Annotated in this window: 10 protein-coding genes; 8 read left to right on the top strand and 2 right to left on the bottom strand. The window is 65.1% G+C overall.

Annotated features, from left to right (window positions below):
- Nucleotides 1-149: 149 nt before the first annotated feature.
- Entirely contained in the window at nt 150-1,151 is a 1,002-nt protein-coding gene (locus Q0817_RS15795) for a LacI family DNA-binding transcriptional regulator (protein WP_298590338.1), read from the bottom strand.
- Nucleotides 1,152-1,406: 255 nt separating this feature from the next.
- On the opposite strand from Q0817_RS15795, the gene Q0817_RS15790 reads away from it, so the two are divergent.
- From Q0817_RS15790 to Q0817_RS15755, 8 genes are all read left to right on the top strand, one after another.
- Complete coding sequence (locus Q0817_RS15790; RefSeq protein WP_298590335.1) at nt 1,407-2,225, top strand: substrate-binding domain-containing protein; 819 nt, start codon at nt 1,407-1,409, stop codon at nt 2,223-2,225.
- Between the two features lie 117 nt (nt 2,226-2,342).
- Nucleotides 2,343-3,023: an ATP-binding cassette domain-containing protein gene (locus Q0817_RS15785; protein WP_298590332.1), complete on the top strand. Its 681-nt coding sequence runs from the start codon at nt 2,343-2,345 to the stop codon at nt 3,021-3,023.
- A 9-nt stretch (nt 3,024-3,032) separates the two neighbouring features.
- Nucleotides 3,033-4,034 carry an ABC transporter permease gene (locus Q0817_RS15780; protein ID WP_298590329.1) on the top strand — a complete coding sequence of 334 codons (1,002 nt, stop codon included), beginning with the start codon at nt 3,033-3,035 and terminating at the stop codon, nt 4,032-4,034.
- Nucleotides 4,031-5,077, top strand: a complete 1,047-nt coding sequence (locus Q0817_RS15775; RefSeq protein ID WP_298590326.1) for a phosphotriesterase — start codon at nt 4,031-4,033, stop codon at nt 5,075-5,077. Before Q0817_RS15780 ends, Q0817_RS15775 begins: the two co-directional genes overlap by 4 nt.
- A 20-nt stretch (nt 5,078-5,097) precedes the next feature.
- Nucleotides 5,098-5,847: a glutamine amidotransferase gene (locus Q0817_RS15770; protein WP_298590323.1), complete on the top strand. Its 750-nt coding sequence runs from the start codon at nt 5,098-5,100 to the stop codon at nt 5,845-5,847.
- Nucleotides 5,847-6,791, top strand: coding sequence for a nucleoside hydrolase (locus tag Q0817_RS15765; RefSeq protein ID WP_298590320.1), 945 nt, complete (start codon nt 5,847-5,849; stop codon nt 6,789-6,791). The genes Q0817_RS15770 and Q0817_RS15765 overlap by 1 nt, the downstream gene beginning before the upstream one ends.
- Nucleotides 6,788-7,702 carry a ribokinase gene (locus tag Q0817_RS15760; RefSeq protein WP_298590317.1) on the top strand — a complete coding sequence of 305 codons (915 nt, stop codon included), beginning with the start codon at nt 6,788-6,790 and terminating at the stop codon, nt 7,700-7,702. Before Q0817_RS15765 ends, Q0817_RS15760 begins: the two co-directional genes overlap by 4 nt.
- Nucleotides 7,699-8,952, top strand: a complete 1,254-nt coding sequence (locus Q0817_RS15755) for a M20 family metallo-hydrolase (RefSeq protein WP_298590314.1) — start codon at nt 7,699-7,701, stop codon at nt 8,950-8,952. The genes Q0817_RS15760 and Q0817_RS15755 overlap by 4 nt, the downstream gene beginning before the upstream one ends.
- Nucleotides 8,953-9,172: 220 nt before the next feature.
- On the opposite strand, the gene Q0817_RS15750 is transcribed toward Q0817_RS15755, so the two are convergent.
- Nucleotides 9,173-9,943: a hypothetical protein gene (locus Q0817_RS15750; protein ID WP_298590311.1), complete on the bottom strand. Its 771-nt coding sequence runs from the start codon at nt 9,941-9,943 to the stop codon at nt 9,173-9,175.
- Nucleotides 9,944-9,947: the final 4 nt, after the last annotated feature.

Here is a 9,947-nt window from a genome sequence, read left to right as displayed (position 1 = left end):
TCGCCGCACGCCAGAAGCCCCGAGAACGCTGACGACGTCGCCAACTCCCGCCTCATCAACATCCGTGCCTACCGGTTAAGTAGGACGAGTAGAAACAGGTGAGAGAACTCGTCCCATCCTGCCTACGGGCGTCTGTCCAGTGCAGGTGTTCACGACTCTGGACTGGATCTCCCGATGACCAACGACGGCTCCAGGCGGATGTTCGTCTCCGCCTCTGATCTCGGACCTTCACTGACAAGGCGCAGGATGGTGAGGCTCATTTCCTCCACGGGTTGCCGCACCGTCGTCAGCTCCGGATAGGCCAGCGGCGTCACCCCGATGCCGTCGAATCCGATGACACGGAAGTCCTCCGGCACCCGAAAGCCCTTCGACTGCAGGCGGCCGAGGAGGCCGAGAGCGATGACGTCGGCTGCGGTCACTAGAGTGCCGCGCCGAAAGCCCCTATCCACCAGCTCGTCAGCAGCCCTTTGCCCCCAACGGACGTTGAAGTCACCGAGCAGGATGGGAGCGTCGGGGAAATGTTGGCGAAAACCATCGAGCCGTTCGTGCGCCGATGATGACCGGGGGTCGGCCCCCACGAACACGACCGGTTGCTCCGACACCGCCACATGTGTTCGCACATGATCTCGGATCAAGGACATCCCGTGGAAGTTGTCGCAGCCGACGTACAGGGCTCCGGACGCGAGGACATGACGGTCCAGCTGCACGGTGACGACCTCGGCCATTGCCGTATCCAGACTCGCTCTGCTGTCGTGCTCATCGCAGGGAATCATGACCAGGGATTGCATCTGGCGGCCTAGGAATGACTGCACTCTGCGCTGCTCGGCTTCCAGGCTGCCGCCGGCACTGGTGACGAACAGGTCTATGCCCGCTGGCTCTGCTGCCCGACTCAGATGCTCGACGAGGGCGGCGAAGAACGGATTGTCCAGGTCTGGCACGATCAGCCCGACGGTACCGGTGTGCTGCTGCCGTAGCGCACGACCCAGCAAATTGACCCGGTATCCCAGTTCGGTGGCCGCCTGTAACACCTTGCCGCGGAGTTCCAGAGACATGGGTCGATTGCCGTTCAACGCGCGAGAGACCGTCGCGACAGAGACTCCCGCATGAGCTGCGACGTCTTTGACGGTGACGCGTGTCGTACGAGCCTGCACCCGTCCCCCGTTCGGCCGTTACCTAACCGTTATATGTGGCGTCTTCTGCCCGCAACAATGCACAGGCTACCGTCAGGGTACCTCGGTAATCGATTACCGAGTATCTGCTTGGAGGTAGCTATGAACCAGAACCGACGCTCGTCCGCCCCTCTTCGTCTTGGCGTAGGCCTAGCCGCTGTCGTGTCCTTGTCGGCTTGCGGCTCCGGGAGCGAGGAATCGTCAGCCGCCGGCGAAGGCGAGTCCTGCAAGATCGGCATGACGCAGATCAACCAGACAGCGGTCTTCTTCACGCAGATGAACGAAGGTGCGCAGGAAGCGGCCGAAGCTGCTGGGTGCGAGCTGACTATCGCGAATGCGAACAATGATTCGGCCACCCAGAGTTCGCACATCGAGAACTTCGTCTCTCAGGGGATGGACGGCATCATCGTCGTTGCCATCGACGTCAACGGCGTGACACCTGCCGTTGAAGCGGCCCAGGGACAGGACATCCCTGTTGTGGCCATTGATGCGGAGGTCGAAGGCGTGGACACCTTCGTAGGCGTCGACAATGAGGCCGCCGGCACCGAGGCCGCGCAGTGGATGATCGACGAGGGACTGGTCGACGGACAGAGCTACGGAGTCGTCGACGCCAAGAACTCCTTCATCCAGAACCAGCGCGAGGACAGTTTCCGCGCCGTCATCGATGACAACGGCGCGGAGTACACCCAGAGCGTCAACGGCGACAACGTCCAGGAGACCGCCGCCAATGCAGCACAGGACCTGATCACGGCTCAGCCGGATCTGGACTTCGTCTACACCACGGGCGAGCCCGCGACCGTCGGTGCGGTGGCAGCCCTGGAGGGCAGTAACGACACCCAGATCATCGGCTGGGATCTCACCAAGGAAGTGATCAGCGGCATCGACAGCGGACTGGTTCGCGCGGTGATCCAGCAGAACCCGAAGCAGGAAGGCGTCGAAGCCGTCAACGAACTCGATGCCATCCTCGGTGGCGCTGAGCCCAAGGGATTCATTGGCGTCCCGATCGAGATCGTCACCAGCGAGAACGTCGACGAGTACCGCTCCATCTTCCCCTGATCGACCACCCACCACCTTTGACCCGGAGGTTCATCGCAGATGACCCAAGCAACCACGGAGACGCAACGGCCTCCAGCACGCGTAGAGATGAGAGAGATCCGTAAGCGTTTCGGTGCCATGGAAGTTCTGCGGGGGGTGAACCTCCGGGTCGAGCCCGGCGAAGTGATTGGACTCGTCGGGGACAACGGCGCCGGCAAGTCGACGCTGATGAAGATGCTGGCTGGTGCCGTCACCCCGGACTCCGGAGAGATCCTCATCGACGGGGACGAAATGACCGGCTCCGGCCCGCGAGCTGCACGCACTCATGGAATAGAGATGGTCTATCAGGATCTCGCACTGTGCAACGACCTGGATGTGGCCGCCAACCTGTTCCTCGGCCGGGAGTTGTATCACCCGTTGACCCGGCGCCTGGACAGCGCCCGCATGCATGCAGAAGCCGCTGAGGATCTGGCCAAGCTACACATCCGCATCAGCGACACCACACAGGAAGTCGGAACGCTATCCGGCGGCCAGCGCCAAGCGATTGCGATCGCCCGGGCTGTCACGTTCGACCCGAAGGTTCTCGTTCTCGACGAACCCACGGCCGCTCTCGCGGCCAAGGAGGTCGAGATGGTGCTCCAGCTGATACGCGATGTCTCCGCCCGGGGCGTGAGCGTCATCCTCATCACCCACCGGCTCCAGGACCTCTTCGAGGTGTGTAACCGCTTCGTCGTCCTCTACGAAGGCATCCAGCACCGTCAGCTTGCCCCGGCCGAGACCGACCTGACCGAACTCGTGAACGCCATGATGGGGAAGTGATCTGAGGCAATGTCCACTACAACAGCCGCACCCGCCAACCGACAGAAGGCGAAAGGGTCCCGCTCCGCTTTTGCCACCAAGCACTTCGGTGTCCTGTCCATCAGCCTGGTCTTCGTCGTGCTTTTCATCTTCTTCTCCGTCCAGGCCGATGCGTTTATGAGCGCCGACAACCTCGTCAACGTCCTGCGCCAGATCGCTCCCACCGTGATCGTCGCGATGGCCATGACCTTCGTCATCACTACAGGCCAAATTGACCTTTCCGTGGGCTCCGTCCTCGGGTTGTCGGCCGCCGCGCTGGGGCTGTGGGCCTCCTCCGGGAGCGCCGTACTGGCCCTGCTGCTGGCTTTGGTGCTGGGCCTTGGCATCGGGATGCTCACCGGCGCACTGACCGCCTACGGTCGCCTGCAGTCGTTCATCGTGACGCTGGCGGCCCTCACCGCTGTGCGGGGGGTCGCGTTGCTCGTCACTGAGGGCTACAGCGCGCCGATCGAGTCGCCGCTGATCACGTCCTTGGGGCAGGCGAAGTTCCTCGGGCTCTACATCCCGACGTGGATCGCTATCGGCGTCGTGCTACTGGCGTGGTACGTCTTCGGCAAGACACGATTCGGACGCTACGTCATCGCTGTGGGATCCAACGCTGAGTCGCTGCGCCGCTCCGGTGTCGACATCCGACGGATCCGGATGGCAGTGCTCGGCATGACCGGAATCGCGGCCGCTCTTGCCGGCATCCTGACCGCGGCTCGTCTCTCCAGCGGATCGCCCAACTCAGGGACAATGTTCGAACTCGAGGTCATCACCGCTGTCGTTTTGGGCGGCACCAGCCTGATGGGCGGCAGGGGCTCGATCATTGGGTCGGCGATCGGGGCACTGACGTTGGGCATCATCAGCAACGGCCTGGTGCTTCTCGGGGTGGATGTCTACTGGGTGCCGATCGTGCAAGGCATCATTCTGGTGGTCGCCATCCTGCTCAACAGCAAGATCTTCAGCCGCTTTGCGGGGAACACCGCGTGACTGCGGTCATGACGGTGACCGGGCCTGTCAGCGCCGCCGAACTCGGTGTGACCCTGACCCACGAACACATCCTCAACGATGTCCGCTCCTGGTCCCACAGCACCACCTCCCGCGGGTGGGATCCTGCCGACTTCGCCACACGTCCAGTCACGCCTGACATCCTGTGGGACCTCAAGCAGGACCCTTTCGGCAATCAGGACAACTGCACACTGGACGATCACGAGGCCGCGATCGAGGAAGTCGCCCGGTTCGCCGCACTCGGCGGACGAACGATCGTCGAGACCTCCGGTCTGGGCAGCGGCCGCGATCTCGCCGGCCTGTCCGAAATCAGCCGGCGCACGGGCGTGAACATCGTCGCCGGCACCGGCTACTACTTGGAGGCCAGCCACCCGGCGGAGGTCGCCCACCTGGACAGCGAGCACATCGCCGAGCGGATTCTCGAGGACATCACCCACGGTGAGTCCGGGGTACGCCCGGGGATTATCGGGGAGATCGGGGTCAGCGCGGACTTCACCCAGGCCGAGCGACGCAGCCTGACCGGAGCGTTCCTCGCGCAGAAAGAAACCGATCTGCCGATCCAGGTGCATCTGCCTGGCTGGTACCGACTCGGCCACGAAGTGCTCGACATCGCCGAAGGCCTCGACGTGGCCATGGAACGAGTCGTCCTCTGCCACATGGGCCCCTCCGGTGCGGACTCGAGCTATCAGGAAAGCCTGTTGGCCCGCGGTGCCTGGCTCCAGTTCGACATGATCGGCATGGAGGTGTTTTACGCCGACCAGGGCGTGCAGTGCCCCTCCGACGAACAGAACGCCGCCTGGTTGGCGCGCCTGATCGAGCGCGGACACGCGGCCCAGTTGCTGATCTCTCAGGACATCTTCCTGAAGTCGCTGCTGCGCAGCCACGGAGGCCCCGGATACGGGCACATCCTGCAGTACTTCGTCCCCCGGATGCACCGGCACGGCATCGATCGTGGCACTACCGACCAATTGCTCGTCGACAACCCCCGCGCCCTCTTCGAGGGGCGCGTCACAGCCGCTGGCTGACCTACCTGAAGGAGACCCCGATGACCCGTGTTCTACTCGCCGGCGAGAGCTGGATCGTCCACGAAACCCACCACAAGGGCTTCGACCACTTCAACAGCACGACCTTCGACACCGGCGCGGACGCCTTCATCGCAGCCGCCGGTGAACAGGGCATCGAGATCGAACAAATGTATGGGCACGACGTCCCAGCCCATTTTCCTCGCACAGCCCAAGCCCTGTCGGCCTATGACGTCGTCATCATCTCGGACATCGGGTACAACTCCTTCGTGCTGACCCCGGAGACGTGGAAGAAGGGTGAGCGCAGCGAAAACTCCTTGGTGGCGCTGCGAGAGTGGACCCATGATGGCGGCGGCCTCATGATGGCCGGGGGCTACCTCAGCTTTCAGGGAATCCAAGGCATCGCCAATTTCGCCCGCAGCCCCATCGCCGACACCCTGCCTGTGACCATGATCGCCGGAGACGACCGGGTCGAAGCGCCGCAGGGCGCGCCGGTGAACGTGCTGCAGCCGGACCACCCTCTGGGACAAGCGTGCCTCGGGGCTCCAGCGCTGCTCGGCTACAACGAGGTCCACGCAACGCCTGACGCCTCAGTCATCGCCACCGTTGGCGACGACGTCCTGCTGGCGACGCGAGAGGTCGGATCAGGGCGGAGCCTGGTGTGGACCTCCGACATCGGTCCGCACTGGTGCCCGCAGGAGTTCCTGGACTGGGACGGCTTCGCACCGCTCGTGGGGTCCACGCTGCGTTGGCTGGCTGGGGAGGGCAAGTGATGACCACGCCGATCATCATCGACTGCGACCCCGGACACGACGACGCGGTCGCCCTGCTGCTGGCCGTCAGCTCTCCCGCCGTGGAACTGCTCGCCGTCACCACGTGCTTCGGCAACTGCTCTGTTGAAGACGCCACTCGCAACGCCATCCAGGTCCTCACATTGGCCGGCGCTACCGACATCCCAGTAGCCGCCGGCGCCGGCGGTCCATTGGATGGGGCGACTGCTCTGGGCAACTACGTGCACGGCGTCAGCGGTCTGGACGGGCCGCCCATGCCAGATCCGGGATTCGAGCCGCAGAGCGAGGACGCGGTGAGCCTGCTTTCTAGAACGCTTCGTGCCTCCATCGAACCGATCACGCTCGTGGTCACCGGGCCGATGACCAACGTCGGCAGACTTCTCCGGGACACCCCCGAACTCGCGGAACGGATCCGCGAGGTGATCTTCATGGGTGGTTCCACGGAACGGGGCAACCACACCCCTACGGCCGAGTTCAACACCTACGCTGACCCAGAAGCGCTCGACATCGTCCTGGCCTCCGGGGTTCCCATCCGGATGGTCGGTCTCAATCTCACCCATCAGGCACTGGCCACTCAGGACGTTGTTGACCGGATGGCGGCCATGACGCATGAGATCGGAAAGGTGTGCGCCGGGTGGATGGGCTTCTTCGGGTCCTCCTACCACCGCGTCTGGGATTTCGACGCCCCGCCGGTGCACGACCCTTGCACGATCGCGGCCCTCATCGATCCCGCGGCCATCGTCTGGTGCCCGGCCTTCCTGGCCGTCGAGCTGGACGGCACATGGACGCGCGGCACCACCATCGTCGACCTGCACAGGCGGTATCCCGAGCAGGCACCCAATGCCCAGGTCGCCATGACACTGGACACCGAGCGCTACTGGTCCCTGGTCCTGGAGGCCCTCGACTCCCTGGGCCGGCGGTCGTGAACAGCGCCGCGGGTCAGGTCTGCATCGTCGGTTCCCTCAACATCGACACGACGCTGCGGGTGGCCCGTCTCCCCGGAGCCGGAGAAACCGTTCTCGCCCGGAGTCGCCACAGTTCCCCCGGGGGCAAGGGCGCCAATCAAGCGGCTGCCGCGGCTGCGTTGGGAAGCCGGGTGCGCTTCGTCGGAGCAGTCGGCGCCGACGCACACGGTGAGCACGGCCTGGCCGCGCTGCAGGCTCGAGGCATCGACACCTCTGACACGCTCCGCGCGAAGGACACCCCTACGGGAACCGCAGTCATCCTGGTGTCGGACGATGGAGAGAATCTCATCGTGGTTGACCCGGGGGCCAACGCGGACCTCGATGAGGAGTGGGTCTCACGAACGGTCCGCTCCGGCACCGAGGACGTGCTGCTGGCACAGCTCGAAGTTCCGGTGCCAACGCTGCTGGCGGCGGCTCGAGCACGCACGCCGCATCGTTTCATCTTGAATCCTGCCCCGATGCCGGACCTCAAGACGCTGATGCCACTTCTGAAGCATGTCGACGTCCTAGTGCCTAACCGGACGGAGTTGGGTCAACTCGCCGGCAGGCCCACCCCGACCTCGATGGAGCAGGTGCAAGAGTGTGTGGCCCACCTCGCGTTCCAGGGGACGCTCGTGGTGACCCTCGGCGCCGATGGGGCCGCGATCTTCGATCCGACCGGCGCAATGGTCGAGTGGGTACCGGCGCCCCCAGTCGACGTGGTCGACACCAGCGGAGCCGGTGACGCTTTCTGCGGTGCGCTGGCTCACGAACTGGCCCAGCCGGGCACGACCATCTCGTCAGCTGTCCGGCGCGCGGTAGACCTGGCGGCAACCAGCACCCAGCACGTCGGAGCGCAGGTGTCGCCGGCCTTCGGAAGCGTGGTGTCGTGACCACGCACATGGACCCCGAGATCGATTTCATCCAACAGGGGCTCTCGCACCTGGCGACAGTGGTCGACCCCGACCTGCCTGGATGGTCACGGGTCGGGTACAGCGAGTACGACGTCGCCGGGCGGGCATGGGTGGCGACTCAGATGCGCGAGGCGGGTCTCCGCACGCACGTCGACGCTGTCGGCAATGTCATCGGCGTGCTCGAAGGCGCGGACTCGGCGGTCCCGGCCATCGTCATCGGCAGCCATACAGACACAGTGCCCGGCGGTGGCCGCTTCGACGGAATCATCGGTGTTCTCGGAGCCATCGAAGTGGTCCGCACGCTCCAGCGAGCCGGAATCCGCCTGCATCACCAGTTGAGAGTCGTCGACTTCGCCAACGAGGAAGGCAATGCTCAAGGGGTGAAGCTGGTCGGGTCACGCGCCATCGCGGGCGCCCTCACCCCAGAGCATCTCAGTGCGGCGGACGACACCGGCTTCACGCTGGCCGAGCTGTTGAGTTCCGCAGGACACGCCCCGGAGCGTGCGTCGAGCTGCCGATGGGACACCAAGGAAGTCGCGGCCTACCTCGAGCTGCACATCGAGCAAGGGCCGGTTCTGGAGCAGGAGGGAGTGGGCATCGGCGTAGTGACGCGAGTGTGTGGGATCAGCACCTTTGTTCTCGACGTCCACGGACGTCGCGACCATGCCGGCACCACACCGATGGAAACCCGCCAGGATGCCATGTGCTGTGCCGCCGATGCAGTACTGGCCGTACAACGCATAGCAGCCGCCGGCCGGGACACGGTCGGGACGGTAGGTACTGTCACCACTTCGAGTCCGCTCACGAACGTCATCTCCGAACAGGCACGAGTGACCGGAGAGTTCCGCAGCCCGGAGGGCACCGTGCTCGACGCGTTACAGGACCAGTTGGCACAGGAGATGCATCGGATTGATGGCAGGCACCGCACGTCCAGCTCCCTGAGGTGGGGGCACACAGACCTCCCGGCCATCATGGACGGCGATCTCTCCGGGATCATTGCCGATGCGGCCGCCCAGATCGGGCATGATGCCGTCCGGCTCTACTCCGGCGCCACTCACGACAGTGTCGAAATGGCGCGGCTTGCCCCGGCAGGAATGATCTTCGTTCCATCAGCGGGAGGACGGAGCCACTGCCCGGAGGAGTGGACCGATATCGCCCACATCGAGGAGGGCGTGCGCGTACTCACACAGTCTGTGCTGAACGTCGATGCGGTCCCCACCCGACGGTGACCTTGCGCGCTGTGCAGGGGCTTCCGGTTGAGTCTCAGTACGGATTTCGTCGGCACCCCGCCAGACGAGTGGCCGGCTGAGCTGCACCAGCAGGAGCTCGCACAACCCGCTCCAGGCGCAAAGCGCACTGACGTTCACCAGCCCGACGTGCGGGCCCGGAACGAACACGCGCGGCGGGCGATGAAGCCGCGGGTGGCACGCGGCTACCCCGTTCTCGGCCTCAGCTGAGGCCGAGATCGCGCTCTCGCCCTGCGCCACGCCCGGTGTTCTTGCGAGCTCTGGGACCACGTTCAGTGGATCGCGCTGCCTCTATGGGGGGAGCGCCCTGATCCCGCTCCGCAGCCATTCGGGCTTGCACCCCGTCGCGGCCCTCCTCGGTGCCGCCGAGGGCGGCCATGAGGCTGTCGGCCAGGCGCGCCCTACGGTCTCCTGAGTCCCAGAACTCTTCGGCCTCGGCGGCCGCGTGGCGGACGTCCGTGTCGTTCTGCAGGTCGCCTTGTGCGGCCACGGCGGCGTGGCGGGCGGCTTCGGCGTGGTCGCGTTGCGCATCGACAGTTTCGCGGGCGGTGGTCTTTTGCTCAACAGATTCCGTGCGCTGAGGCTCTGGGGTACGTTCCTCGAGGTAGTCCTCCACGCTCAGCCCGTGGCGATCCTTCACCTCCGACTCAATCCGTCCGCGTGCGGCCTTGGCGGCCTCGTCGTGGTGCTCCCACTGGCGGGCCAGCCCGTAGTGGCCGGCCATGTCCTCAGCTTTCGCGGTCTCCCAGAACCGGTCCTGGTCCACCGGCGCCAGCTCGGCGCGCATGATGGCGCGTTCGGCCTCGAAGCGCTCCTCGAGCTCGCGCCGCCGGTGCTGCTGTTCCATGACTCGTTGGCGGAGTCGTTCGGCGCGTTGGCGGGCCATCATCTCGCCCCAGCGCCCGGCCACGGCCATCGCCGCTTGGAGGTCCCGGGAGAGCAGCTCATTCACGCCGTCGGGTTGTGTGCTCATGTCG

Source organism: uncultured Kocuria sp. (assembly GCF_947500125.1).
Classification (GTDB): Bacteria; Actinomycetota; Actinomycetes; order Actinomycetales; family Micrococcaceae; genus Kocuria.
This window is presented reverse-complemented; position numbering and strand designations above follow the sequence as displayed.